The organism is Paenochrobactrum glaciei (assembly GCF_039522165.1).
In the GTDB taxonomy this organism is placed as follows: domain Bacteria; phylum Pseudomonadota; class Alphaproteobacteria; order Rhizobiales; family Rhizobiaceae; genus Paenochrobactrum; species Paenochrobactrum glaciei.
On sequence record NZ_BAAADE010000001.1, the window covers coordinates 920,309 to 947,281 of the forward strand.

Annotated in this window: 26 protein-coding genes and 1 riboswitch; of the genes, 12 read left to right on the forward strand and 14 right to left on the reverse strand. The window is 49.5% G+C overall.

Annotated features, from left to right (window positions below; all coding sequences use genetic code 11):
- Window positions 1-42: 42 nt before the first annotated feature.
- The 3 genes from ABDZ76_RS04315 to ABDZ76_RS04325 form a co-directional block, all read right to left on the reverse strand.
- Window positions 43-432 carry a DUF930 domain-containing protein gene (locus ABDZ76_RS04315; protein WP_343801795.1) on the reverse strand — a complete coding sequence of 130 codons (390 nt, stop codon included), beginning with the start codon at window positions 430-432 and terminating at the stop codon, window positions 43-45.
- A 165-nt stretch (window positions 433-597) separates the two neighbouring features.
- A complete protein-coding gene (locus ABDZ76_RS04320; protein ID WP_343801798.1) occupies window positions 598-1,752 on the reverse strand; it encodes a GGDEF domain-containing protein in 1,155 nt (384 codons plus the stop codon).
- A gap of 260 nt (window positions 1,753-2,012) precedes the next feature.
- Entirely contained in the window at window positions 2,013-3,275 is a 1,263-nt protein-coding gene (locus tag ABDZ76_RS04325) for a D-amino acid dehydrogenase (RefSeq protein ID WP_343801801.1), read from the reverse strand.
- Window positions 3,276-3,502: 227 nt separating this feature from the next.
- Window positions 3,503-3,589, reverse strand: a riboswitch (glycine riboswitch).
- 138 nt (window positions 3,590-3,727) lie between these two features.
- On the opposite strand from ABDZ76_RS04325, the gene ABDZ76_RS04330 reads away from it, so the two are divergent.
- From ABDZ76_RS04330 to ilvD, 3 genes are all read left to right on the forward strand, one after another.
- Window positions 3,728-3,964 (forward strand): Lrp/AsnC ligand binding domain-containing protein, encoded by a 237-nt coding sequence (locus ABDZ76_RS04330; RefSeq protein WP_184222405.1) that lies wholly within the window; start codon window positions 3,728-3,730, stop codon window positions 3,962-3,964.
- A 168-nt stretch (window positions 3,965-4,132) separates the two neighbouring features.
- Window positions 4,133-4,495, forward strand: a complete 363-nt coding sequence (locus ABDZ76_RS04335; RefSeq protein ID WP_343801804.1) for a response regulator — start codon at window positions 4,133-4,135, stop codon at window positions 4,493-4,495.
- A 614-nt stretch (window positions 4,496-5,109) separates the two neighbouring features.
- Entirely contained in the window at window positions 5,110-6,945 is a 1,836-nt protein-coding gene (gene ilvD, locus ABDZ76_RS04340) for a dihydroxy-acid dehydratase (RefSeq protein ID WP_343801807.1), read from the forward strand.
- A gap of 77 nt (window positions 6,946-7,022) precedes the next feature.
- Here the strand turns inward: ilvD and ABDZ76_RS04345 are convergent, their stop codons facing one another.
- The 5 genes from ABDZ76_RS04345 to ccmA form a co-directional block, all read right to left on the reverse strand.
- Entirely contained in the window at window positions 7,023-7,628 is a 606-nt protein-coding gene (locus tag ABDZ76_RS04345) for a DsbE family thiol:disulfide interchange protein (RefSeq protein WP_343801810.1), read from the reverse strand.
- The gene (ccmD, locus tag ABDZ76_RS04350; RefSeq protein ID WP_374844532.1) at window positions 7,621-7,806 is read right to left on the reverse strand and encodes a heme exporter protein CcmD; all 186 of its coding nucleotides are present in this window, start codon (window positions 7,804-7,806) and stop codon (window positions 7,621-7,623) included. The genes ABDZ76_RS04345 and ccmD overlap by 8 nt, the downstream gene beginning before the upstream one ends.
- A 15-nt stretch (window positions 7,807-7,821) precedes the next feature.
- Window positions 7,822-8,628, reverse strand: coding sequence for a heme ABC transporter permease (locus ABDZ76_RS04355; protein ID WP_343801813.1), 807 nt, complete (start codon window positions 8,626-8,628; stop codon window positions 7,822-7,824).
- 203 nt (window positions 8,629-8,831) lie between these two features.
- On the reverse strand, window positions 8,832-9,497 hold the full coding sequence (ccmB, locus tag ABDZ76_RS04360; protein WP_343801816.1) for a heme exporter protein CcmB: 666 nt from the start codon (window positions 9,495-9,497) through the stop codon (window positions 8,832-8,834).
- The gene (ccmA, locus tag ABDZ76_RS04365) at window positions 9,497-10,117 is read right to left on the reverse strand and encodes a heme ABC exporter ATP-binding protein CcmA (protein ID WP_343801819.1); all 621 of its coding nucleotides are present in this window, start codon (window positions 10,115-10,117) and stop codon (window positions 9,497-9,499) included. The genes ccmB and ccmA overlap by 1 nt, the downstream gene beginning before the upstream one ends.
- 312 nt (window positions 10,118-10,429) lie before the next feature.
- Between ccmA and acnA the strand changes: the two genes are divergently transcribed.
- On the forward strand, window positions 10,430-13,117 hold the full coding sequence (acnA, locus tag ABDZ76_RS04370) for an aconitate hydratase AcnA (RefSeq protein WP_374844533.1): 2,688 nt from the start codon (window positions 10,430-10,432) through the stop codon (window positions 13,115-13,117).
- Between the two features lie 810 nt (window positions 13,118-13,927).
- On the opposite strand, the gene ABDZ76_RS04375 is transcribed toward acnA, so the two are convergent.
- The 4 genes from ABDZ76_RS04375 to ABDZ76_RS04390 all read right to left on the reverse strand — a co-directional run bounded on the left by ABDZ76_RS04375 (window position 13,928) and on the right by ABDZ76_RS04390 (window position 18,943).
- On the reverse strand, window positions 13,928-14,467 hold the full coding sequence (locus ABDZ76_RS04375) for a GNAT family N-acetyltransferase (RefSeq protein ID WP_343801821.1): 540 nt from the start codon (window positions 14,465-14,467) through the stop codon (window positions 13,928-13,930).
- A 174-nt stretch (window positions 14,468-14,641) separates the two neighbouring features.
- Complete coding sequence (locus ABDZ76_RS04380) at window positions 14,642-15,418, reverse strand: Bax inhibitor-1/YccA family protein (protein ID WP_343801823.1); 777 nt, start codon at window positions 15,416-15,418, stop codon at window positions 14,642-14,644.
- A gap of 247 nt (window positions 15,419-15,665) precedes the next feature.
- The gene (locus ABDZ76_RS04385; protein ID WP_343801825.1) at window positions 15,666-18,227 is read right to left on the reverse strand and encodes an ABC transporter permease; all 2,562 of its coding nucleotides are present in this window, start codon (window positions 18,225-18,227) and stop codon (window positions 15,666-15,668) included.
- Window positions 18,224-18,943, reverse strand: a complete 720-nt coding sequence (locus ABDZ76_RS04390; RefSeq protein ID WP_343801826.1) for an ABC transporter ATP-binding protein — start codon at window positions 18,941-18,943, stop codon at window positions 18,224-18,226. Before ABDZ76_RS04390 ends, ABDZ76_RS04385 begins: the two co-directional genes overlap by 4 nt.
- 228 nt (window positions 18,944-19,171) lie before the next feature.
- On the opposite strand from ABDZ76_RS04390, the gene ABDZ76_RS04395 reads away from it, so the two are divergent.
- Together ABDZ76_RS04395 and thpR are read left to right on the forward strand one after the other, a co-directional pair.
- Complete coding sequence (locus ABDZ76_RS04395; protein ID WP_343801827.1) at window positions 19,172-19,909, forward strand: arylesterase; 738 nt, start codon at window positions 19,172-19,174, stop codon at window positions 19,907-19,909.
- Window positions 19,910-20,122: 213 nt separating this feature from the next.
- Window positions 20,123-20,716 carry an RNA 2',3'-cyclic phosphodiesterase gene (thpR, locus tag ABDZ76_RS04400; protein ID WP_343801828.1) on the forward strand — a complete coding sequence of 198 codons (594 nt, stop codon included), beginning with the start codon at window positions 20,123-20,125 and terminating at the stop codon, window positions 20,714-20,716.
- Here thpR and ABDZ76_RS04405 read toward each other — a convergent pair.
- A complete protein-coding gene (locus tag ABDZ76_RS04405) occupies window positions 20,668-21,138 on the reverse strand; it encodes a low molecular weight protein-tyrosine-phosphatase (protein ID WP_343801829.1) in 471 nt (156 codons plus the stop codon). The genes thpR and ABDZ76_RS04405 overlap by 49 nt on opposite strands.
- 63 nt (window positions 21,139-21,201) lie before the next feature.
- Here ABDZ76_RS04405 and ABDZ76_RS04410 point away from each other — a divergent pair, with 63 nt between their 5' ends.
- From ABDZ76_RS04410 to ABDZ76_RS04430, 5 genes are all read left to right on the forward strand, one after another.
- Entirely contained in the window at window positions 21,202-21,495 is a 294-nt protein-coding gene (locus tag ABDZ76_RS04410; protein ID WP_343801830.1) for a 4a-hydroxytetrahydrobiopterin dehydratase, read from the forward strand.
- Window positions 21,496-21,626: 131 nt separating this feature from the next.
- Window positions 21,627-22,019 (forward strand): YkvA family protein, encoded by a 393-nt coding sequence (locus tag ABDZ76_RS04415; RefSeq protein ID WP_343801831.1) that lies wholly within the window; start codon window positions 21,627-21,629, stop codon window positions 22,017-22,019.
- Between the two features lie 301 nt (window positions 22,020-22,320).
- Window positions 22,321-22,824 (forward strand): invasion associated locus B family protein, encoded by a 504-nt coding sequence (locus ABDZ76_RS04420; protein WP_343801832.1) that lies wholly within the window; start codon window positions 22,321-22,323, stop codon window positions 22,822-22,824.
- Window positions 22,825-23,084: 260 nt separating this feature from the next.
- Window positions 23,085-24,320 carry a dual-specificity RNA methyltransferase RlmN gene (rlmN, locus tag ABDZ76_RS04425; RefSeq protein ID WP_343801833.1) on the forward strand — a complete coding sequence of 412 codons (1,236 nt, stop codon included), beginning with the start codon at window positions 23,085-23,087 and terminating at the stop codon, window positions 24,318-24,320.
- A complete protein-coding gene (locus ABDZ76_RS04430; protein WP_343801834.1) occupies window positions 24,317-24,784 on the forward strand; it encodes a hypothetical protein in 468 nt (155 codons plus the stop codon). Before rlmN ends, ABDZ76_RS04430 begins: the two co-directional genes overlap by 4 nt.
- Window positions 24,785-24,820: 36 nt before the next feature.
- Here the strand turns inward: ABDZ76_RS04430 and ABDZ76_RS04435 are convergent, their stop codons facing one another.
- The gene (locus ABDZ76_RS04435) at window positions 24,821-25,480 is read right to left on the reverse strand and encodes a LysE family translocator (RefSeq protein ID WP_343801835.1); all 660 of its coding nucleotides are present in this window, start codon (window positions 25,478-25,480) and stop codon (window positions 24,821-24,823) included.
- 202 nt (window positions 25,481-25,682) lie between these two features.
- Here ABDZ76_RS04435 and ABDZ76_RS04440 point away from each other — a divergent pair, with 202 nt between their 5' ends.
- The gene (locus ABDZ76_RS04440) at window positions 25,683-26,903 is read left to right on the forward strand and encodes an argininosuccinate synthase (protein ID WP_343801836.1); all 1,221 of its coding nucleotides are present in this window, start codon (window positions 25,683-25,685) and stop codon (window positions 26,901-26,903) included.
- Window positions 26,904-26,973: the final 70 nt, after the last annotated feature.

A 26,973-nucleotide genomic window follows, 5' to 3' on the forward strand; every position in this document is an offset into this window, starting at 1 on the left:
AAGCCGCCTGAAATTGAACTTTCAAGCGGCTTTTTTTAAATGTCACGGCACCAGATAATGGGCGTCCCACTGGTCATGGGGAACAATATCACCCAATTTATATTTGAATGACAGGATCGTCATCCGGTCCGTATCGGTTTTGCAACTGTAAGAAAGGCGGTACCATTGATTACGGCTGCGCAACGCTGCCCCTTTGGCAACAATGGATTGCGGTTTGATCGACGGCTCAGAAAAAGCATAGGCCAGTACTTTATCAGGACTAAAACCAGGCTCGGAGCGGTTTATCACTTCCATCGCTTCAACATCACAGCGCTGTTCAAGGCGTGTCGCCGGATCCAGTTTTTTCAACTGGGCAATTTCCAGCGCTGTCATGGCATTTGCCGGCATTGCACAAAATACAGCGCCAACAATTAATAGTTTAAGCAGTTTCATCAGGCTCTTTTCAGTCAAAATCCGTAAAATAAAATAGTCATCCGGCCTGTCAGAAGAACGGAAAAGGAGCGAACCCCTATTAAAATCAATTTAGCCACAGGGTGCAAGGCATTGAAAAATGAAATTTACCCTTGCGAACAGGAAAGCGTCGCAAAACGCTTATTTTCATGCGGAATAGTTAAAAGGAACTTTCGCTTCTTCGGCATGAATACGATTGCGGCCTTCGTTTTTGGCTTTGTATAAATGCTTGTCAGCGCGCTCAATCACCGCCCAGATGTCTTCCTGATGATGCAACTTGGTAATACCGAAACTACAGGTCAGAATATGCGTATCATCAAGACCATCAAAGAATGTCTCTTCGATTTCATTACGCAATCGCTCAATCAGAATATAGGCTTGCTCGACGCTTTTCTGATGTAAAATCAGCACAAATTCTTCGCCGCCAAGCCGCACCGCCAAGTCCCGCTCACCAATAGGACCTGCCAGAATACCGGCAAATTGTTTAAGCACCTTATCGCCTACCGCATGGCCATATGTGTCATTAATGCTTTTAAAATAATCAATGTCACACATGATAATACTGTCGGTACGAATACGTTTTTCTTCCGAAATCATATTCAGGCGGTTCATCAGGCCGCGGCGGTTTAACAAGCCGGTGAGCACATCCGTGTCGCGGTCACGGGTCAGGAGAGCAATCACTTCCATACCGACCGACAGGATGATCATCACACCTAAAATCATCCCTAAAATAGCTGACCAGAACGAGGTTGCATCCCAATAAGAACTATCAAGATAAGCAGCCCCATGCATGACCTTGTTAACGGTATTATCCGTCATCAACACTTTGGGAAAGAAATGCATCCCGACCAGAAACAAACAGCCAAGTAAAATACGGTCAGCATTTGTTTCCCATACCAGTTTGCGTAACCGGAAAACGGCAATCAAAAAGAAAGCAGCCATACCAAAATTAACCAAATAAATTCTCGCATATAAATTGTTGTCAAAATAATAAAAATAAATAATGCCGCTGACGATCAGCAACAGGCTCAGCCCATAAAGATAAATATTGACAGCCTTAGCCGAACGATAAAGCACGCCACCATTAATAAGCTGACTTCCTAGCACATAAAAAAATGCGCTCGAAACAGAGCTGCCGCCATTAAAAGGAATAATTTCAACGGTTTGGATGATCGCAGCAATACAGATTAGAAAAAAACCTGATGCACAGATCAGCAAATATTTCCGTTCACGCGAATAGAACCAGACGCTGCACAAAAACAGTGAGACGAGCAACAGAACTGACGGCAATGCAAATTTCATAGCGCAGTTCGCCCTCCCCCATCTGTGGCTCTGCCTGTATGCAGCTAAAAACCGAATGCACTCCAATAAACAGAGATGAAACAGGCCGTAATCATGAAGCGACGTTTAAAGATTCTCTGCGCTTTCCAACCTCCCCAAAGGTTTAAGAAAGCGCAGGAACTTTATCGCAACATAAACTGTTTGTAACCAGTTTATTTCTTATCTTAAAAGATAATCAGTATCTAAAGATAAAGCCGTAATAATGTGAAAAACACCGGCTGTTATGCTGCTTGTTTTTCTCTTTCACCGACAGGAAAAGCTGTGCAAATCTGCTGTGTGATCATCTCGGCGGTTACCGCCGATAATGTCCAGCCCAGATGCCCATGGCCTGTATTATAAAATACACGCGATTTACTGCCTACCCCGACACGCGGCATCATATCCGGCATCATCGGGCGCAAACCTGCCCAAGGCACCACGTTAGACGTACTCATACCTGGGAAAAAGCCACGGCTCCACTCCACCAGCGGGCGGATACGATCATGACGAATATCGCGATTATCACCATTATATTCTGCTGTTCCTGCAACACGTAAACGGTTAAGCCCTAAACGGCTGGTGACAATTTTAGCATCATCATCAAGCAAGCTCACCCAAGGAGCAGCCTTTTGGCACTGCTCACTGTCAAGATTGATCGTGATGGAATAGCCTTTGACCGGATAAATATTGACCCTGTCGCCCAGCATGGATGCAAAGCGTCTGCTGCCAATACCGGCACAAATCACCACCGCATCAAATTGCGCTTTTTCACCATCGGATTTTTCCGGGCAGGAATTGCTGCGCCAGCTGATTTTAATGCCATTGCCGGTGTGCGACAGGTTCTCGACATCCGCATCGCCAATGAAATTCAACCCCTTGCGCATCGCAGCATCGGCAAGACCGCGGGTAAACTTGTGAATATCGCCGGTGGCATCAGACGGCGTAAAGAAGCCGCCATATAGTGAACCGGTAAGTGCAGGTTCGATCTGCCTTGCCTCTTCCGGTGAAACGGCTCTGCGATCCAGTCCAGCTCTGGTCAGCAGCTCATTGACCTTTTCCGCATGGCGATAACCGGCTTCGTTACGATAAACATGCAGAATACCGCGCTTCTCCAGATCAAAGTTGATGCCCTCTTCTTCTGCAATCCGGTAGAGATGCTCACGGGCTTCAATAGCAAGCTTGGCAGTTGCAACAGTATTGTTCTGATATTTCGGGATATTAAGCATAAATTCCGTCAGCCAGGAATATTTATGCCATGATGGTTTCGGGTTCATCAGCAATGGCGCGTCTTTGCGCAAAATCCATTTGAGCCCCTTGAGAACCGTACCCCAATTATTCCAAACTTCCGCATTGGATGCAGAAAGCTGTCCGCCATTGGCAAAGGATGTTTCCATCGCAGCATAACGGTTGCGGTCAAAGACCGTTACCTCATGCCCCTGTTTCAACAAAGCATAAGCGGTCGTAATGCCGGTAATACCGGCGCCAATAATTGCAATATGTGACATGTAAATCCCACAAACAAAGGTTCCACCCAATCCTCTGCCATAACATGGCCAGAGAACATGAAACCCCATCTGTCATGGAACCTGAGAGCTTGACCTTTCCACGCGGCCGGATGTTGAATCACCCGTGCTCAACGTTTCTGCCTTCAAATAAAAGGCGAAAAGACTTTCTCCTTCGGTGGGCTTACAAGGCTTATCCCTCGTGCCTGTGTGCCTCTCTCCAGATGTTCTCCAACCGTCTGGTCCTTTTGCCTGAGAGTTTCCGGGGTGGTTGCTCCGTCGGCGTCGGTTTTCCCGATCTCTTCCAGATGGTCATATTCGAACAGGCCATGTATAACGTAATCACAGATTGATCACAAGCGTATGTGAAGATGTGCCAAAAGCACATTGTAATCCGATGATTTTACAGTAAAAGATCGCACGCCTATTAACAGTCAACGCAACGGAGCCACATGATGAAACCAGTTTTTTTACAGCTGCAATGCACGCCGGGGAAAACCTATCAGGTTGCAGAAGAACTGTTTCGCCGCGAGATTGCTTCCGAGCTTTATTCCACCAGCGGTGAGTTTGATTTACTGATCAAGATCTACATCAAAGAAGAAGATGATATCGGCAAGTTTATCAATGACAATGTTCTTAACATTCCAGATATTGTCAGATCCCTGACAACACTGACATTTACCGCTTTTTAAACAACTTGCCGATAATAATGTTATAGTGTAGCTTTAACACTATAAATATTACTTGGACTTATATTGCTTTTAACTGCACGAATTGACAGTCGCTTGGTGCAGTTAAAGGCATACGATACGGGATATGACGAATAAGGATTCACCGGTTTTCAATCAGGCAGGCTAAAAATGCCCAATACGCTTCAGGACTTAAGTATACTTATCGTCGAAGATGAAGTGATGACCGCAATAGATGTTGCGGCAACAGTTGAAGACGCAGGTGGAACAGTCCTTGGCCCTTGCAGTTCAGTGCAGGATGCACTGGACCTGATTGAACATAATACCATCCATGCAGCCATATTAGACGTGAATTTAAGAGATGGCGATGTCTGGCCTGTTTTGGAACGGCTTCGAGCGCATGGTATTTTTGTCATTGTTTATAGCAGTGCTGGTCTGCCTAAAGAAATGACCAAACGCCACCCAAGTCTTTCCTTCTTTCAAAAGCCCATTCCCCATGCCGTTTTGACCCGCGCCTTGATGAACGCATTCTGATTTCATCAATCGCCATATCCAGCACCATGCATGGCAAATGACCCGCCATTTGACGCAGACGTGATCATAACAGCCCTTTCAAAGGCAGCGGACGCTATCCACACCGCGATCAATCCTCTTTAAATTTTAAATTTAATATGCTAACAATATTTTGTCGGCGTATATTTTTGGCGCGACATCTTTCTCTTCCGATGACTGAATAAACCGCATCCTTCCTATGCATTGGTTTATCTTTGGTCGCACCACCGGATCAGAAAGTTACATGCACAGCATGACCACTTCTGGAATGACTTAAATTTTAAACTTGAAATTGTGTTAAGTCACACCGGAGGCTTTTAACGGTTTTCCGTCCGAAGGCCGAACGAAGCACCCCATATTAAACTTGCTTCGTTCAGTCATGATTGTGAACATTAACGAACCTCTCGCTGGGGCAATTTGTCCTTTGCCCCGTGCGGGCGGTTCTGTAATAAAAATAACAAAATTATTGCACTCTTTTCGTTCCGGCTCTTGCAGTCGGGGATGAAGAATTGCAATAAGCACCTTATATTATAACCAATGTCGCATTATTTTTGAAATAATATGACAAGTTAACTTGAATTCGTGAAGGACTCAGAATGCCTCCTTATCGTTCGCGCACTACCACCCACGGCCGTAATATGGCTGGTGCACGCGGCCTCTGGCGCGCCACCGGCATGAAAGATGAGGATTTCGGCAAACCAATTATTGCGGTAGTCAACTCGTTCACCCAGTTTGTGCCGGGTCACGTTCACCTGAAAGATATGGGACAGCTGGTTGCGCGCGAGATTGAACGCGCCGGTGGCGTCGCCAAAGAATTCAACACCATTGCGGTTGATGACGGTATCGCTATGGGGCACGATGGTATGCTCTATTCGCTGCCATCACGTGAAATCATCGCAGACTCGGTTGAATATATGGTCAATGCCCATTGCGCCGATGCGATGGTGTGCATTTCCAACTGTGACAAGATCACTCCGGGCATGTTGATGGCTTCATTGCGCCTCAATATCCCTGTTGTGTTCGTTTCCGGCGGCCCGATGGAAGCTGGTAAAGTTATCTGGGATGACGTCGAAAAAAGCCTCGATCTGGTTGATGCCATGGTTGCAGCAGCCGACGACAATTACAGCGACGAACAAGTGGCAGCGATTGAACGCTCGGCTTGCCCGACCTGCGGCTCCTGCTCCGGCATGTTTACCGCCAACTCAATGAACTGCCTGACCGAAGCGCTTGGCCTCTCACTGCCGGGCAATGGTTCCACTCTTGCAACCCACGCCGATCGTGAACGTCTGTTCCTTGAAGCAGGCCGTCTGGTGGTTGATCTGGCACGCCGCTATTATGAACAGGATGATGCATCCGTTCTGCCGCGCGCCATTGCCAATTTTGAGGCTTTCAAAAACGCCATGACCCTTGATGTGGCGATGGGCGGCTCGACCAACACCGTACTGCACTTGCTGGCAGCAGCGCACGAAGCAGAGCTTGACTTCAATATGAGCCATATTGATCAGTTGTCACGCCATGTGCCGGTCTTGTGTAAAGTAGCACCTGCTGTGCCTGATGTTCACATGGAAGACGTGCATCGTGCCGGTGGCATCATGGGCATTTTGGGCGAATTGGATCGCGCCGGTCTTCTCGATACATCGGTTGGTTCCGTTCACGCCAAATCTTTGAAAGATGCGCTTGATAAATGGGACATCAAACGCACCAATGACGAAAGCGTGCACAATTTCTTCCGTGCTGCACCGGGCGGTGTACCGACACAGGTTGCCTTCAGCCAGTCACGCCGCTTCGACAGTGTCGACAGCGACCGTGACAATGGCGTGATCCGCAACAAAGAACATGCCTTCTCGCAAGACGGTGGTCTGGCCGTGCTTTATGGCAATCTGGCCGAAGACGGCTGCATTGTTAAAACAGCCGGTGTTGATGACAGCATCCTGACCTTCTCAGGCCCTGCACGCATTTTTGAAAGTCAGGACAGTGCGGTTCTCGGCATTCTCAACGGCAAGATCAAAGAAGGCGATATCGTCCTCATCCGTTATGAAGGCCCGCGCGGCGGCCCTGGCATGCAGGAAATGCTCTACCCGACCAGCTATCTGAAGTCGAAAGGCCTAGGCAAAGCCTGTGCGCTTGTCACGGATGGTCGCTTCTCTGGTGGCTCTTCGGGTCTTTCCATTGGTCACGTTTCACCGGAAGCGGCAGAAGGCGGCACCATTGGTCTGGTTGAAGAAGGCGATATCATCAATATCGACATTCCAAACCGTATCATCCATCTGGATGTTGCTGATGCCGTTTTGGCAGAACGCCGTATTGCGATGGAAGCTAAAGGCTGGAAGCCGGTTGAAAACCGCAAGCGTAAAGTCAGTGCGGCTCTGCGTGCTTATGCAGCCATGACCACCAGTGCGGCTAAAGGTGCTGTGCGCGTTGTGCCTGAATAAGCGCCAGCAGATATAATCAAAAAAAGCGCAGTGCCACTTGGCACTGCGCTTTTTTTATAGGCTTAAAAATGAAAATTTTAAGAAGCCGTATGCTTTTCAACCAATGGCAGGATTTCTTCCACCACCGCCTTCGGCGTCACAGGCCCCACATGCTTATATAAAATAGCCCCATCAGGGCCGATGAGGAATGTTTCCGGCACACCATAAACGCCCCAGTTAATAGTTGAGCGTCCGGCCTGATCTGTACCGACAGCGGCATAAGGATTGCCCAGATCACCCAAAAAGCGGCGGGCATTTTCCGGCTGGTCTTTATAATTCAGGCCAACAATCTTGATGCGCTTATCTTTCGCCAGCTCCATAAACACCGGATGCTCCTGACGACAAGGCGCACACCATGATGCCCAGACATTAAGCAAGGTCAGCTGGCCTTTAAAATCGGCACTGGTGATGCCCGGTAATTGCACACCATCACGCACCAAACCTTCCAAAGGCGGAAGTTCAGTTGCAGGTGCCTGCTTGCCAATCAAAGCTGACGGAATGGTGGATGCATCTTTGCCCGACAATAATTGATAGGCAAAAACACCGGCCAAGCTGGCAAAGATAATCAATGGCAGCAAAGCCATGATCACGCGTTTGGAGCCCGCAGATTGCGCTTGTGTTTCAGGCCGTTTTTGCTCAGTCATTATTATTTCCTGCGCCATCTTCTTGGGTGCGGCGGGAACGGCGGCGCACACCTTGCGCTTCCAGACGCTGCAATTCACTGCGCTGTGCGCGCTGATCAAGCAAAATCCATGTAATCATGCCGGTCAGAACCAAAGCGGAAATCACATAAGAAGCGACGACATAAGTAATATGGGTCATGATCTATGCTTCCTCTCACACATCTGTTGCTTGCGGCGCGACTTGTGGCGCAGCTTGCGATCTTGCAGGGCGTGCATCGGCATTACGTGCTGCCATTTTTCGCATGGCAGCCACACGGCGGCGCCAGATTTCATTGCGCATCGCCATCAGATGCAGTGTGAAAAACAAGGTGGTAAAACCAGCGGCCATCACCAACAAAGGATAAAGCATCGACGGATCAATCGTCGAGCCGCCCATGCGGATAACGGAAGCTGGCTGATGCAATGTATTCCACCAGTCGACCGAGAATTTGATAATCGGGATATTGATGAAGCCGATCAGAATGAGCACAGCCGCAGCACGCGCCGATTTTGACGGATCATCAATGGCGCGGCTCAAAGCAATCACGCCGAGATACATCAAAAACAATATGAAAACAGAGGTCAGACGTGCGTCCCACACCCACCAGGTGCCCCACATCGGCTTGCCCCATAAGGAGCCGGTCAGAAGCGCAAGCGCGGTGAATGCAGCACCGATTGGCGCCGCCGCACGGGCAGACACATCAGCCAGCGGATGCCGCCAGACAAGCGTGCCGAGCGCCGACATCGCCATGACCGAATAGCACATCATCGACAACCATGCGAAAGGCACATGGATATACATAATCCAGACAGTGATGCCCTGCTGATAATCTTCCGGCGAGCCATAGACCATATAAAGGCCAACCACCAGCAACACGGCCGAAAGCGCAGCCATCCACGGCAGCAACAGGCCGGCCAGCCACAAAAACCGCGTTGGATTAGCCAGATCAATCCAGCGAGAAAGAAAGAATTTATTGCTCATTAAACCTACATAGCCTCGCCGGTCAAATCTTCAACACCTGCCTGCAAATGCGCCACCCTGCTCTGCATATGATGTTTTTTTGCTACATGCTCTGTTGCTCATATACGTGCAGTATACTGCTACCGGCTTCCCGCAAATCATCATTTTCGCCGCAGTCTGCGCTTATTTAGTCAGATCGCTTCAATTCATCCGGTTTAGTTTCTTTAATCTGTTGCATTCTTCAGCGCAGAAGCCGCCGCGATCGGACCGATAACTGCAAAAAACAGCGTGATTGCAATCAGGATCAACAAAGGTGCCAGAAATGGTGAACCTTCAACCGTTGCGCCATAAGAAGCAGAAACCCCGAAAATAAGCACAGGGATGGTTAAAGGCAACACAATCACCGAGACAAGCAGCCCCCCGCGCGGAAGTGCCACTGCTAAGGCAGCACCAACTGCCCCCACAAAGGTGATTGCAGGGGTGCCGACAAGCAGGGTCAAAGCCGTTGCACCAATCGACACTTCATTCATATTCATGAACAGACCCAGCAGCGGACTTGCCACCACCAACGGCAAAACACTGCCCGTCCAATGCGCCAGACTTTTGGTAAAAACCAGCAGCGGCAACATATGGGTGTGCGAGGCCATGATCATCAGATCAATCGAGCCGTCTTCACGATCCACCTGAAACAACCGGTCAAGCCCCAGCAAAACCGCAAGCAATGCACCGATCCACAACATAGCAGGGCCGATACGTGCCAGCAGGTTAAGATCAGGGCCGACACCAAAAGGCATCACCGCGATCACCGCCAGAAAAAACAGGATTCCGATCAAAGCGCCGCCGCCTGCACGCAGGCTCAGGCGAAAATCACGGATAAAAAGTGCCAGCATTAATCCGCGCTTTCCGTTTGATATGCACCAAGATCAATTCTTTGTGCGCCTTCAAGGCCAAGCGGAATGTGGGTAGCGGCAATAATCATGCCGCCTTCAGCCAGATGTGCTTTCATCAGATTGGCAAAGCGCTTCTCAGATGCCTCATCAAGACCGGCTGTTGGCTCATCCACCACCCAGATCGGGCGATAGCTTACCAGCAGTTTGGCAATCGAAACACGGCGCTTTTGCCCAGTCGACAGATACCCAAACGGCAAATGATCGATACCGATCAAGCCAACCTGTTCCAGCGCATCATCAATTTCGATATGCGGATTACCATTGAAGGTACGCCAATATTGCAAATTCTCACGCACGGTCAGACTTGGCTTCATCGCATTTTGATGGCCAAGATAATGCAATGAAGATTGCAAATCCAACAGACCTTCACCGCTTTCCAGCCGGATGAATCCGCGCACCGGCTCAAGCAGCCCACAGATGATTCGCAGCAATGTGGATTTACCGGAACCATTTTCGCCGGTGATCACCAAAGCGTTACCCTGTTCAAGGCTGAAAAAAAGGCCGCTAAAAACATGCTGACCGCCGCGTTCTGCGGCTAAATCCGTCACAACAACCCGCATTTCACCTCCGAAAACCCTGCATCTGCGATTACGAACCGATTAAATATAGTGCATCGCAACATTTCGCCGCAACCAGCCAATAATCATAATATCTATCTAGAATCGTTTTAAAAAACTCTCTATATAGCAGCTACCATGCCAGCGGTCGGTGTGGAAACGAATTTTGGCCGATCTCAAAAGCTTGATGCTAAAACAGCACAGGTCGGGACGGACAGCGGAAATGACTGCACCCGCACCTTGAGCAGCGTCCTTGAAACGCAAGCCTTGGCGTTCGTCCTGGTTTTCCGGCCAGTAGCATGAAGGACGAACATCGTGTCGCAAATCGACAGTTTTAAATGCCGCAAAACCTTGCAAGCAGGGGGCAAGGACTATGTCTATTACAGCCTGACCGAAGCTGAGAAAAACGGACTGACTGGTATTTCCAAGCTGCCTTTCTCCATGAAAGTATTGCTTGAAAACCTGCTTCGTTTTGAAGACGGCCGCTCTGTCAAAAAAACAGACATTGAAAATGTTGCCAAATGGCTGACCGACCGCGGTACAGCCGGCGCCGAAATCGCTTATCGTCCGGCACGCGTTTTGATGCAGGATTTCACCGGCGTTCCGGCCGTTGTTGATCTGGCTGCCATGCGCGATGCAATGGTTTCGCTCGGCGGCGACCCTGAAAAGATCAATCCGCTCGTGCCGGTTGACCTCGTGATTGACCACTCTGTCATCGTTGACGAGTTTGGCAATCCAAACGCATTCAAGCGTAACGTTGATCTCGAATATGAACGCAACGGCGAACGCTACCGCTTCCTCAAATGGGGTCAGCAGGCATTCCAGAACTTCCGCGTTGTGCCTCCTGGCACCGGTATCTGCCATCAGGTAAACCTTGAATATCTGGCGCAGACCGTATGGACCAAGGAAGAAGACGGTGTCACCGTTGCTTATCCTGACACATGCGTTGGTACCGACAGTCACACCACCATGGTCAACGGCCTTGGCGTTCTGGGCTGGGGTGTTGGCGGTATTGAAGCTGAAGCTGCCATGCTCGGCCAGCCGGTTTCCATGCTGTTGCCGGAAGTTATCGGCTTCAAGCTGACCGGTAAGGTCAAAGAAGGCATTACTGCAACTGACTTGGTGCTGACCGTTACACAGATGCTGCGTAAAAAAGGCGTTGTCGGTAAGTTCGTTGAATTCTTCGGCCCTGGTCTCGACAATATGACCCTTGCCGATCGCGCCACCATTGCCAATATGGGCCCTGAATATGGTGCGACCTGTGGTTTCTTCCCTGTGGACAAAGAAACCCTCAACTACATGAACACCACCGGCCGTACAGAAGAACGTATGGCTCTGGTTGAAGCTTACTCCCGCGCACAGGGCATGTGGCGTGAAGCAGGTTCGGAAGATCCTGTATTTACCGACATTCTTGAGCTGGACATGGGCGATGTTGTTCCTTCGATGGCTGGTCCTAAGCGTCCTGAAGGCCGTATTCCGCTTGAAAATATTGCATCCGGCTTTGCCACTGCACTGGAAGCCGAATACAAGAAAACCTCAGGTCAGGATGCCCGCTACGCTGTAGAAGGTGAAGATTATGATCTCGGTCATGGTGATGTTGCGATTGCTGCAATTACCTCCTGCACCAACACATCCAACCCAAGTGTTCTTATTGCTGCCGGTCTTCTCGCACGCAACGCAGTTGCCAAGGGCTTAAAAACCAAGCCTTGGGTTAAAACCTCGCTGGCTCCTGGCTCTCAGGTGGTTGCTGCTTACCTCGAAAATGCGGGCTTACAAAAAGACCTCGATGCACTCGGCTTCAACCTTGTCGGCTTTGGTTGCACCACTTGTATCGGTAACTCTGGTCCGCTGCCTGCTGCAATTTCCAAGACCATCAATGAAAAGGGTCTGATTGCGGCTGCCGTACTGTCGGGTAACCGTAACTTTGAAGGCCGCGTATCTCCAGACGTACAGGCAAACTATCTGGCTTCCCCGCCACTGGTTGTTGCACACGCGCTGGCAGGTACAGTCACCAAAGATCTGACCAAAGAGCCTCTGGGCGAAGACCAGAACGGCAATCCGGTTTATCTTCGTGATATCTGGCCTTCATCTGCCGAAATTCAGGAATTCATCGCTAAGAACGTAACCCGCAAAATCTTCTCTGAGAAATATGCGGACGTATTCAAGGGCGACGAAAACTGGCAGGCAGTTCAGGTTCCGGCTGGTCAAACCTATGCCTGGGATGACAAGTCCACCTATGTGCAGAACCCGCCATACTTTGTTGGCATGGGCAAATCTGCCGGTAAGATCAATGATGTTAAAGGCGCACGTGTTCTCGGTCTCTTCGGCGACAAGATCACCACTGACCACATCTCCCCGGCCGGTTCGATCAAGGCTCAGTCACCAGCTGGTAAATATCTGCTCGACAACGGCGTAGCTGTTGCAGACTTCAACCAGTACGGTACACGTCGTGGTAACCACGAAGTAATGATGCGTGGCACATTTGCCAATATCCGTATCCGCAACCATATGCTGGGTGAAAACGGCCGCGAAGGCGGTTACACCATCCATTACCCATCCAAGGAAGAAACCTCCATTTATGATGCAGCAATGCAGTATAAAGATGAAGGCGTTCCATTGGTTGTGTTTGCCGGTGTGGAATATGGTAACGGTTCATCGCGTGACTGGGCTGCCAAGGGCACCAACCTGCTCGGCGTTAAGGCCGTGATTGCGCAGTCTTTCGAGCGTATTCACCGCTCCAACCTCGTTGGTATGGGTATCGTGCCATTCGTGTTTGAAGACGGCACCAGCTGGCAGTCTCTCGGCCTCAAGGGCGACGAAGTCGTCACCATTGAAGGCTTGGAAAATGTACGCCCGCGTCAGGTTATCAACGCCACCATCACTTTTGCTGATGGCAGCGTAAAGCAGGTTCCATTGATCTGCCGTATCGATACACTTGATGAAATCGACTACATGAAGAACGGCGGCATCTTGCAAACCGTTCTGCGTGATCTGGCTTCTTAATCTGCAAGTCAGTTATTAATTAAAGAATGCCGCCTGAGCGATCCGGCGGCATTTTTTATTGGTCTTATCCTTGAAGACGAATCGCACCAGCCACTGTTCCGCACAGATGCCCGTCCGAAATGCTTTACTGAAGTAAGCTGAAACAGGTGAAAAACAATTTATGCTCTTTCTGTCTTTATCTATTTTTCAAGCAAGGAATCGGGATTCCAAACAGAGACAAACAAAGCTATAACTAGAGGCGTAATCTCAAGAGTTTTTCAGTCCGGTTAAACGTAATTTTCAAACATATTTTATTTAAAAGATTTTCAAATGACGGAGCTATATAATGTCAATCTCAAGAGCAGGCATCCTTTTTTATTACATCATAATCGCAAAACTGGCGGGTTAGAGCACCATATCAACACTGCCATTTATGAGCAGAAACATATGTGCGCTTTCTTTCAAAACGCTCTACTGCCGCCTTTGCGCACGCATAAAGCATAAATAACCCTGCCATCAAAGGAGATGATTAGATGATGATAACTGACCAAAGCAGAAAGGAGTCATAGCAGAAGCATTATCGCCCATAGCTTTGTCATCAACGCATCAGGCATGACGTCTGACCATCAGCCTTTAAGCTTAAGCATTCCTCCGGCTCTTTGATACCGGTGGCGCTTCTGACAACAGCTGTATGCGGTTTATATAAACGCGTGGGCATCCGCCCGCTCATCTGGTTGCTTTATAGCTTGCAACCAACCATCACGACGCTGTCGGCTTTTCATCAAAAGCGACAGGTCGCTATTGGTGTTTTTTTAAGAGTGTCTCAAAAAATCAAACAAATGGAGGCTTACCCGCAGGCACTTTATCACCTTCATTCAATTCCAGCTGCATCAGCAAAGTATCGAGCCAGCGCTCATGCTTGAAGCCAGAGCCTTTAATACGGCCACACTCGGCAAAACCTAAGCTTTCATGCAAACCCACCGAGCCCAGATTGCCCTCAGCATCACCAATCACGGAAACCATCTGCCGGAAGCCCAAAGCCGTGCACTGTTTGATCAGCTCGCTCAAAAGCAGTTTACCGACGCCCTTACCGCGCGCTTCCTCAGCAATGTAAATGGAATCTTCAACCATCCAGCGATAGGCAGGCCGCGTGCGGAAATAGCTGCCATAGGCATAGCCCAGCACCTGATCGCCCTCCACCGCAACAATCAATGGAAAACCTTGCGCAATCAGCATGGTCAGGCGGCCGCGCATATCCGTCATGGTCGGCGGCTCGGTTTCATAGCTGCCGGTGCCTTTTTCAACCGCATCTGCATAAATTGCATAGACATCAGCGAAATCGGAAAACTGAAACTTACGAATACTGACCATGATCTATTCCTGCATCCTCACGGCATCATCTGCCGGAAACATAAACATGAGTGCTATTGCATAGTTTAAACAAAAGGCACAAGGCCTAAATCAAAAGGAAAAACTTTTAAAAAAATTGCCAATAAAAAAGGCGGCCTTTGCAGCCGCCTTTCTCAATTCATTCACATTCAGTGACTATTCACGGTTGCCCATGAATTGAAGCAGGAACATGAACATGTTGATGAAGTCGAGGTACAGACGCAGCGCGCCCATAACAACCTTACGACCCTGCGTTTCGGAACCATCACCTTCGTAATACATTTCCTTGATCGACTGGGTGTCATAAGCGGTCAGACCAGCAAAGATCAGAACACCGATGACCGAGATTGCAAACTGCAATGCAGTTGAACCAAGGAAAATGTTCACAATCGATGCGATGATCAGGCCGAAAAGACCCATCATCAGGAACGAGCCCATCGCCGACAGGTCACGCTTTGTGGTGTAACCGTAGAGCGACAGCGCGCCGAATGAAGCAGCTGTTACAAAGAATGTACGAACGATGCTCTGGCCGGTGAAGACCAGGAAGATCGACGACAGTGAAATACCTACCAACGCCGCATAGCCCCAGAACACTGCATTTGCAGTTGCTACTGAAAGACGTTCAATGCGGAAGCTCAGGAAGAATACTGCGGCCAGAGGCGCAAGCATAACAACCCAGCGCAGTGGCGAGGTGTAAAGTGCTGCACCAAAAGATGTGAGCATTTTGCCGTTGCTCATCTGAGCGACAGCCAGTGCTGCATCTGTGGTTGTTGCCAGCGAGGCCATTGCATAAGCCGCAATACCTGTGACAGCCAAACCAATGGCCATCATATTGTAAACGCCGAGCATGTAACTGCGCAGACCCTGATCGATGCCTGCGTCTGCGCGGGCTCCAACCGGACCACGCGCCTGAATGTTGCGATAGTCAGCCATGACTTAAAATCCTTTTGCGTTGTCCCGTCCGGTGTCGGTGCGATCCGTAACCGCGAAACAAGCCGCGACTACAAAAACACTCCAGGCGCCGCTGGCGGGACCCCAGCATGCCTGCTTATATTATGGGGATTATCAGCCTCCGACACAAGACAATGTTTAAAAAAACCGACGATTCAGCCCCGATTCCCATGCATTATTTTGCATATTCGCCAGTAGTTTAACATAAAATCCGATAAAATTGCTATGATTACAGCTCTCGCAATATATTGGCAGGCTTTTGTCCAAGCACACGCCATGTGCCGGCCAGACCAAATCCAATGGTCAAAATCAGCGCAATAAAGATCGTCATCCCTGCCACATCCGGCAAAAACTCAGCCTTCAAACGCATAATCTGCGCAACCACATACCAACCCGCCAAGCCTCCGGCAAAAAGCGCAAAAACAGCGGTTGCCAGCCCCAGCAACATATATTCAAGCACATAGGCTTTAATCAGCGTGCCTCGTGTAGCGCCCAGTGTTTTCAGCACCACCGCATCATAAACCCGCGCCCGATTGCCCGCAGCCAAAGCACCACCCAACACCAAAACGGAAGCCGCCAAGGCGATGGAAGCAGCCGCACGAATGGCGGTAGAAAGCTGCGATATCAACGTGTTGGCTACTTCAACCGCATCCTTGACACCAACAGAAGTGATCGTCGGATAGGTTTGTGTCACCTGACGCAAAATATCAGCCGTCAAAGCCTTATCGCCATTCTCCAGCGTCAAAGTGGAAAGCCATGTCACCGGCGCACCGGCAAATGTATTGGGCGAAAACACCATGACGAAATTCATCGCCAGCGTTTCCCATTGCACCTGCCGGAAATTGGCAATTTTAGCGGTAATATTGCGTCCCAGCACATTGACCGTAATCGTATCGCCGATTTTTAAGCCTAAATCCTGCGCTTCTTGCGCGGCAAAAGACACTAAAGGTTCGCCGCTATAATCAGCAGGCCACCACGTTCCTTCATTAAGCGTCGCATTGTCCGGCATTGTTTCAGAGAAGGTAATGCCGCGATCACCCCGCAATACCCAGCCACCGGCGGCCGGAATTTCCATTTTCCGCACATCAGTGCCGTTGAGCTGCACCACACGTCCGCGCAACATTGGCAAGACAGCCAGTTTGCCGTTTGGTGCAACATCGCCAACCAGTTTTTGGAAACCTGCAATTTCTGCATTTTGAATATCAACGAAGAAAAAGTCGGGTGCCTGTGCCGGAATATTAGAGGCAACCTGCTGACGCAAATTGCCGTCCACCAGCGCTAAAGCCACCATCAAGGTCAGCCCAAGCCCAAGCGATAAAACCACCGAAGAGGTCAGCGCATTGGGGCGATAAATATTGCCAACCGCCAAACGCAATGCCGTTGAGCGGGTGCGCGGTGCTTTTTTGGCAATATATTGAATGAGATGTGCCACCAGCCGCAAAATGATAAAAGCAACAATCGTGGCCGTAATGAACACAATCGCAATGCGCCGGTCATAAGCCACATAAAGTGCCAGCCCGGCCAAGATTGCCATCAAGGCAAACGCGCATGCAAAATAGATCCAAGGGGCGCGTCCGTGATGGGCAATGCCGTTTTCACGCAGCAATTCCGTTGGTGCAACAGCGCGTGCCCGCCCCAGCGGAATGCTGGCAAAAGCCCAAACAGTGATGAGACCAAAAACGGCAGCCAGCGCCAGCGACCACGGATAAATGCCGCTCATACCCGTTACCGGCAGATAGCCATCCAAGGCTGCCAGTGCAGCAATCGGAATGAGCATGGCCAGTGCCAAACCAATCACAATACCGATCAGAGCAATCAATGTGATCTGGATCAGATAAACAAGCACGGCAAAACGCGCAGGCGCCCCAAGCGATTTAAACATCGCAATCACCGCGCGCTTACTATCAAGATAAGCACGCACCGCATTGGCGACGCCAACACCACCCACGATCAAAGCAGTTAATCCCACCAAGGTTAAAAACTGCGAAAAACGCTTAATATTTGCCGTTAAAGAGGGTGCTGCATTGTTGCGGGTGCGGATATTCCACCCTGCATCGGCAAAATCCTTTGCCGCATCGGCACGGATTTGTGTCAACACGCTATCACCAGCCCCATCAGGCAAAGCGAGCTTATAAATATGCGTGACCAGACTGCCCGGCTGAATAAGCCCCGCAGCAGACAAAGCATCCAAAGAAATCATAAAGCGTGGCGCAAAACTAAAGCCGTCTGATAATAAATCCGGCTCTTCATCAATCACACCACGCAATTGAAAACGTGCTGTGCCAAGCAGCACTTCTTCACCAATGGCAAGCCCCATCCGGTCAAGAAAAAGCTGCGAAACCAGCGCACCATAAAGGCCTTGTTCTGAAGCAAAGCGTTTATCTGACGGTAATTGCGGGCTGGTTTTCAAATCACCATAAAGCGGATAATTTTGCTCAACCGCCTTCACTTCGACCAAAGACTGGTCACTGCCATCGGGTTTTCTGGCCATCGAGCGCATGGTGGCGCTTTCCGATATTCGCCCCGACGGTTGAATTTGTTTGTCTAAAAACTGTTTTTCAAGCGAGGTGGCCTGACGCTGCTGAAGCGCAAAACTCATGTCTCCCGCCAAAATACTGCGGCCTTGAGCGGCAATACCGTCGCCCACCGATTGCGCCACTGAATTGACGCCGCCAATCGCCGCAACGCCCAAGGCAATACAGGCGATAAACACATAAAAGCCGCTTAAACCACCGCGCATTTCACGCAAAGCATAGCGCAGCGCCAATATACCAGATTTCATCACGCTCATGCAGATACCGCCTGCCTTGAGGCGTTCATCTTTTCGCTTTCGATCAAACCGGAACGCACCGGAATTTCCAGATCACAGCGTGCGGCCAGCGAAGGATCATGCGTAACCAGCACCATGGTTAAGCCGGTTTCGCGCTGTTTGGCAAAAAGCAAATCAGCAATCTGCTGGCCGGTTACGGTGTCAAGATTGCCGGTCGGCTCATCGGCGATCAGAATTTTAGGCGATGGCGCAAGCGCACGGGCAATCGCCACACGTTGCTGCTCGCCGCCTGATAATTGAGAAGGATAATGATTGAGCCGTTGCCCAAGGCCGACAGCGTGCAATTCTTTTTCAGCCACTTCAAAAGCATCTTTGCGTCCTGCCAATTCCAAAGGCACGGCCACATTTTCCAGCGCTGTCATATTGGGAATCAGATGAAAAGATTGAAATACAATGCCGATATGCTGACCACGAAATGCCGCCGCCTGATCCTCGCTCATCAAATCAAGGCGCTCACCATGAATAGTCACGCTGCCGCTATCAACCTTTTCCAGGCCTGCCAGCACCATCAAAAGCGTCGACTTGCCCGAACCGGAAGGCCCGACAATGCCAAAAGAATGTGCTTTAGGCAGCACAAGACTAATGCCCTTCAACACATGTACGGAAGAAACCCCGTGCCCTAAAGTAAGCTCGATATTGTCGAGGACAATCGCTTGTTCATCCGCTTGATGTGACACGTATTTTTCTTTCCTTATCCATGATCTCGCCTCATATTTCACGCAATCATGTTCTAGTTGTGGGCACTAACAAAATATTTACGATGAAAACGAGTAAATCAGTGGCGATGCAGATTGTTTGACCTACATATGATTTAACTTAAACAAGTAAAGCGGCTCTCACCGCTTTAAAAATTGCAAATACTGGTCTCCTGCGTTTGCATACTCCGGCAATATGGGTTTTTCTGAATGCGTTTCAAACCTCTTGCAGCTTTTCTTCACATTATCCTCATCATAGGCATTATGGGGCTGTTTGCGCTTGCAGCGCGCGCGCAATCTCCTGTGCAAAATCCGGAGCCGGAAATGGAAGAATCATCGGGTATGGAAGAGGTTTTGCCGGAAGATCAGCTTTCATCATTTAAAATCATCGGCTTCGGCGACAGTCTGATGGCTGGCTATCTATTGCCTGCCAATGATGCATTTCCGCAGCAGCTGGAAGAGGCACTGCTTAAAAACGGCCTTGATGTCTTAGTAGAAAATGCCGGTGTTTCAGGCGACACCACCACCGGCGGGCTGGAACGCCTCAACTGGTCGGTGCCTGACGATACCGATCTGGTGATTTTGGAGCTCGGTGCCAATGATGCCTTGCGCGGCATTGCACCGGCAATTACCGAGCAAAATCTGGACGAGATGCTGCAACGCCTGCAAACACGTAAAATCCCTGTTGTACTGGCCGGCATGATGGCGCCGCCTAATATGGGTGCCGATTATGCAGCACAGTTCAATCCGATTTATCAAAAACTGGCTGATAAATATCAGGTGCCGCTTTATCCGTTCTTTCTGGATGGCGTGATGACCAAGCAATCTTTGCAATTGGAAGACGGCATGCATCCGAATGCTGAAGGTGTGGCTGTGATGGTTGCAAATTTTGCACCCTTTGTTCAAAAAACTATCACAGAACTGCAAATTCAGGGGAAAGCACAGTAATTCATCGGCTAAAACGGTTAAATTAGCTTGCCCCAAAGCTGTTTCAATGTTTGGCTGACATATCGCCTTCACAATTAAAGGCGATGAAAAGCAGAACTTAAGCACTCAAATGCCTGAAACTGCTCATAAATAACAGCAGCTTCACGCAAATGACCCGATCCCGGCCATTTCAGGCATGGTGATTTGGGGCACAACAGTTCGGGGAGTTGCCAGATGCCACGTCTTTTCACCGCTCTCGAAATCCCACGCGATGCTACACTTTCCCTCTCGCTCTTACGCGGCGGTTTGCCCGGTGCACGCTGGATTGATGTTGAAAACTACCACCTGACATTACGCTTTATCGGCGATATTGAAGGCCATATTGCTGATGAAATCGTATCCGAATTCGACCGTATCGAACGGCAGCAATTTTCTTTAAGCCTTTCAGGCGTCGGGGCTTTCGGCTCCAAAAAACCACATAGTATTTATGCAGGCGTTGCGCCTTCACCCGAACTTAATGCGCTTCAGGCCGAGATCGAACGCATTTGCCAGCGCTTGGGCGTACCGGCTGATCCACGCAAATTTGTGCCTCATGTTACGCTTGCACGGTTGAAAAACCCGCGTGACGGCGATGTGGCACATTATCTTTCCTCACGCGGCAATTTTTCAACGCCGCCCTTCCCTGTGTCGCGCTTTGTACTGATGTCGTCGCGCGATTCTGTTGGCGGCGGCCCCTACATCATCGAAGAAGCATGGCCGTTAAGCCGCCCGTCTTCATTTCAAATGCGTGCCGCCAATGCTTTGGAAGATGAAAACACCATACGATAAACCTCTTCAAAGCCGGACATATCGCCAAAATAAGGGTCGGGGATTTCCATATCCCCCACACCTGCAATATCGGTAAAAAGCGCGACATGTGCGGTTGCATCCTCTGGTTTTCGCTGCGCAAGCGTTGCCATATTAACCTGATCCATGCCTATAATCAGGTCGAAATTATAAAAATCATCAAGGGTGAGCTGGCGGCAGCGTTGCGCCGAGATATCAATGCCGTGCAATTTTGCCACCTCAACCGAGCGCGGATCCGGAGCTTCGCCGGTGTGGTAGCCATTGGTGCCGGCAGAATCAAAATGAATGGCTTCATCGCGGCCGGAATTTTCCCAGACATGGCGCATCACGCCTTCCGCCAAAGGCGAGCGGCAAATATTGCCAAGACAGATAAATAAAATGGAACGCGGCGTATTTTTCAGCATAATCCTGTCACCCGTCTGCAAATATAAAAAATGACCACCCTATCTAACCCGGAGCAACAGCGAATGTCACGTACACTTCTGACCCCGCAGGAACTGGCTCAAGCCTTAAGCGCCCTGCCGGACTGGGATATTGTCAGCAGCGGCAAAGCCATCCGCAGACTTTTTACCTTCAAAGATTTTAACGAGGCATTTGGTTTCATGACCCGCATTGCCATGCATGCCGAAAAGCTCGACCATCATCCGGAATGGTCGAATGTCTATAATAAAGTGGAAGTAACACTCACCACCCATTCCAGCCAAGGTATCAGCAAGCTGGATATTCAAATGGCCGAGATTATGGACAAGCTTGGCGGCTAAAAACGAGTGAATGTCGGCAAAAGCTTGCGCGCAGGCACAAGCCTTCCCATTTATAGGCAATGATGTGCCCAAGGTGCTTGGCCAATAAAGCACATGAACCAGTCTGCTTTTAAAGTCCCGGAGGGATGTCGATGGATGATGTGAAAATAGGAGAAATTCTGGAACCTGGTGATGAGAGCACCTATCAGGAGCGTAAAGCCAAAGTGAAACATGGTTTCTGGAAAACGGTGCGCCGCGCCGGTCGCCACATTCCTTTTATGGATGAGGTGGTAGCTGCTTATTTTTGTGCGCTTGACCCACAAACCCCTCGTCGTGTCCGCATGACACTGATGGCGGCACTTGCTTATTTTGTTCTGCCGTTTGACTTTGTGCCGGATATATTACTCGGCATTGGTTTTACCGATGATATTGCCGTGCTAATGGCAGCGCTGGCAGCAATCCGCACTCATATTACGCCAGCCCATCGTGCTGCCGCTAAAACAGCTTTGCAAGAAACCGGCGACACCGCGAACAAAAGTGCATAAATTAAAAGCTGATGTTTTTACTCAATTTATGATTTTACATAGGTAAAAAACAAACTTATTATCAGCAGTCGCGAATATGACAAAATCTCGCCACCTTCTTTTGGCTGATGTCTGAGCAATCAGAGACGAGATTTTCGCCATTTTCCACAAGGCGAAAAAACTTAAAGTTTTTTCGCTAAATCTTCACCGTTTAGTAACCTAAATTAAGTCAAATTAAGGGTAATTGAACGGGACGGCGTGTGAACGGCGATTATCCCGATCTACCATTTTGAAGCAAACGAAAGAGAACCGGTAAAAAACAATGCTTGGAAAATCGATCGTCGCGGCTTCGGTGTTTACTATTGCAATGGCGGGTTCGGCACTCGCACAGACACCGACCCAGATTAAACAGTTCGACGTCTGGGGCGCCTATAGCTATAAGTCAGGTAACGGCAAGGTTTGCTATGTGCTGTCGGTTCCGACCCAGATGCAGCCGTCTTCCGTTAATCATGGCGACAATTTCTTTCTGGTAACCCAGAAGCCTGGCCAGAACGTGTCATTCGAGCCGCAATTTATGGCTGGCTATGACCTGAAGGCCAATTCGAAAGTAACCGTCACCATCGGTTCACGTTCGTTCAACATGTTTGTTAATGGCAAATCCGGCTGGATGGAAAATGCAGCAGAAGAGCCACAGCTGATCGCAGCCATGCGTGGCGGTGCGGATATGGTTGTAAAAGCGCAGTCCCAGCGCGGCACCAACACATCCTACACCTATTCGCTGAAAGGCATTTCAGCGGCATTGAACGCAGTTCAAAATTGTAAGTAATCACTGACTTACAAAACCTGCACTTGTGAAAATGTAAGTTTTCAATTGCGGGTTCATTTTTCAAAGCCGGGCTTTAAGTCCGGCTTTTTTGTTCTATATAGAAAAAAGCCGCAATTACATAAGAGAACAAGTGTGATGACGGCTGCGCTTTTTCATGTTATGAGCGCCCAAGATGATGCCTTTGAACAGGCACAGGCTATGAATAGCCCTGATCATACCCATATTTTTAAGTTGAACCAACACAGAAGAACTGTAAAGCGATGTCCATTTCTTTCGACCTGACACAGGATGATACACGTGACCGTCTGGCGCAGCATATTCGCGCCAACAGGCCGCTGAAACCATCTTTAATCGGTCTTTCCCGTGAAGAAATGGCCGACGCTTTGGTCAATGTCGGCGTTCCTGCACGACAGACCAAAATGCGTATCGCACAGCTCTGGCACTGGCTCTATGTGCGCGGCGTATCTGATTTTGATGATATGCTCAACATTTCCAAGGATTTGCGCAGTAGCTTGAAAGAAAATTTCAGCATTCAACGCCCAGAAATGGTTGAAGAACAGATTTCCAATGACGGAACGCGCAAATGGCTGTTCCGCTTTCCGCCACGCGGTGCCGGTCGTCCGGTGGAAATTGAAACCGTTTATATTCCTGAAGAAGGTCGCGGAACCCTGTGCATTTCCTCGCAGGTTGGTTGCACGCTCACTTGCTCTTTCTGCCATACCGGCACCCAGAAAATGGTGCGCAACCTGACCGCCGAAGAAATTCTGGCGCAGTTGCTGGTCGCGCGTGATCGCTTGGGCGATTTCCCTGAAAAAGGCACACCAGACGGTGCAATCGTACCCGCTGAAGGTCGCAAGGTTACCAACATCGTCATGATGGGCATGGGCGAGCCGCTTTATAACTTTGAAGAAGTTAAAAAGGCGCTGCTGATTGCCTCGGATGGCGATGGCTTGGCGCTTTCCAAGCGCCGTATTACGCTTTCAACCTCAGGTGTTGTGCCGGAAATTTACCGCACCGGTGAAGAAATCGGCGTTATGCTGGCGATCTCGCTTCATGCTGTGCGCGATGAATTGCGCGACATGCTGGTGCCGATCAACAAAAAATATCCGCTGGCTGAACTGATGAAAGCCTGCCGCGATTATCCGGGCCTTTCCAATGCCAAGCGCATTACATTTGAATATGTGATGCTCAAGGATGTGAATGACAGCATGGAAGATGCCAAGGCTCTTGTTAAATTGCTGCGCGGTATTCCGGCAAAAATCAATCTCATTCCGTTCAACCCATGGCCGGGCACCAATTACCAGTGTTCCGATTGGGAGCAGATTGAGCGTTTTGCTGATTACGTCAATGCGGCGGGCTATGCTTCGCCGATCCGCACCCCGCGTGGCCGCGATATTTTTGCAGCCTGCGGCCAGCTGAAATCCGAATCTGAAATTATGCGTAAGAGTGAACGTCTTGAACTAGAAGCCATGATGGCAGAGGAAAACGCTATTTGAACCAATCAACTATTTTATTAATTTTGAAAATTCTGGGCGGCTATTTTTTAACCACACTGGTCGCCCTCCTCTCTCTCCTCTTTGTCTCTGATCCGAAAAGTTTTTTATTTCCGGAAGGCATCGAAAACCCGCTAGAGTTTATTAAAAGCACAGGCGGTGTCTTGCTGTTAGGATGGACTTTAACATCCTTCATCATGGCTATTCCTTGTGCAATTTTCATTGTGATTTCGGAATTTTTCGGCCTGAAACGCCGACTGCCCTATCTGATTTTTGGAGCAGGTTTGGGCGTTTGCGTCCTTTATTATAACTGGCTTGAAAACTTAGCTCACGGACGGCTGATGCCCTTTGAGGACAGCTTGTTAAAACTCACCGGACTTTTCATCAGCGGTGCGATTTGCGGGCTGATCTACTGGAAAATTGCCGGTCGCAATGCCGGTATCATCAGACAAAGAATGTGTGATTAAAATCACAAAACGGGGCTTAAAAGCCCCGTTTTGATTTTATTTGGTCTGTGCGGTCAGAATTTTCAGAGCAAAGGCCGAGAACACACCGGCAAACAACCAATCAATAATACGGGTCACTTTCGGATTTTTCTTCAAAAGTCCGGCAAATTTATCGGCGACCAGCACCATCGGAATGGTGAAAGGCAGCGCCATCGGGATGAAAATCAACCCTAAGAACAGCAATTTTCCGGTTACATGCGGGTCATGTGCCGAGACAAATTGCGGCAGGAAGGTCATGTTAAACAAGATCACTTTCGGGTTCAGCAAATTGATGCCCAAACCGGTGAGCCAGTTCTGCCAGAAAGTATGTTTCTTGCTGCCGTTTTTTTCCAGCGAGAAGGCCGATCCCTTGGTGATCGCCTGAAATGCCAGCCAGACAAGATAGACAGCGCCGACCACCTTCAACACCCAGAAAGCGGTTGGTGAGGCAATAATGAGCGCAGACAAGCCCAGCGCCACCATGCTGCTATGAATAACAATACCGGTGCATGCACCTGCCATACAGGCAAAACCTGCCCCCTTGCCTTCCGACAGTGAGCGGCCGACAAATAAGGTCATATCCGGCCCGGGCGTTAGTGACAGTATCGCTGTTGCGACAAAAAACTGCGCAATCACCGACCATTCAGGAATAAATGTAAGCCCCGCCAAAAACGACATCCGAACCTCTTTGAGATGAATTTTCGGCAAGCTAACGCGAATAGAAGCGATTATCTATCATTTTTTTTGACAGAAACAGCGCCTCTTGCGCCATGATACTTGCACAGTCGCCTCCAACTGATAAAAGACCAAGTAACAAATATATTTCACCGACCCTTTCAGGCCGTCATCCGGCTGATTTTGCATCGAACGGAAGTTAATTATGAGCAAGTTGAAAGACGTTAAAAAAGTCGTTCTCGCCTATTCGGGCGGCCTCGATACATCCATCATTCTCAAATGGCTGCAAACCGAACTGAATGCAGAAGTTGTTACTTTTACTGCTGACCTTGGTCAGGGTGAAGAACTCGAACCTGCACGTAAAAAAGCAGAAATGCTTGGCATCAAAGAAATCTATGTTGAAGATGTCCGTGAAGAATTCGTTCGTGACTTCGTATTCCCGATGTTCCGCGCCAATGCTGTTTATGAAGGCGTGTATCTGCTCGGAACTTCCATTGCACGTCCGCTCATTTCCAAGCGTTTGATTGAAATTGCTGAAGAAACCGGCGCTGATGCCATTGCCCACGGTGCAACCGGTAAGGGCAACGATCAGGTGCGTTTCGAGCTTTCCGCTTATGCGCTGAACCCGGATATCAAGATCATCGCTCCTTGGCGCGACTGGGCTTTCAAGAGCCGTACAGACCTGCTCAACTTTGCTGAACAGCACCAGATCCCTGTTGCAAAAGACAAGCTCGGCGAAGCACCATTCTCCGTAGATGCCAACCTGCTGCACTCTTCATCCGAAGGTAAAGTGCTGGAAGATCCGGCAGTTGAAGCGCCTGAATATGTGCATATGCGCACGATTTCGCCAGAAACCGCACCAGACAAGCCAACCGTCATCAAGATCGGCTTTGAAAAAGGTGATGCAGTTTCCATCAACGGCATCCGCATGTCACCGGCAACCATTCTGGCCAAGCTCAACGATTATGGCCGTGACAACGGCATTGGTCGTCTTGACCTCGTAGAAAACCGCTTTGTCGGCATGAAGTCGCGCGGCGTTTACGAAACACCAGGCGGCACCATCCTGTTGGCAGCCCACCGTGCGATGGAATCCATCACCCTTGATCGTGGTGCTGCTCACCTTAAAGATGAGCTGATGCCACGCTATGCAGAGCTGATCTATTACGGCTTCTGGTTCTCACCTGAGCGTGAAATGTTGCAGGCCGCTATCGACCTCAGCCAGCAGCATGTTGAAGGTGAAGTGACCCTCAAGCTCTACAAGGGCAATGTTATTGTTACCGGCCGTGAAAGCGATAAGTCGCTTTACTCCGATGCACTCGTTACCTTTGAAGACGATCACGGCGCTTATGATCAGAAAGATGCAGCAGGCTTCATCAAGCTCAACGCATTGCGTCTGCGCACATTGGCTGCACGCAACCGTCGCTAATCCTGATTGGATAAAAATGAAAAAGCCCTTGTCCCATCGCGGCAAGGGCTTTTTTGTATCTGAAATTGCT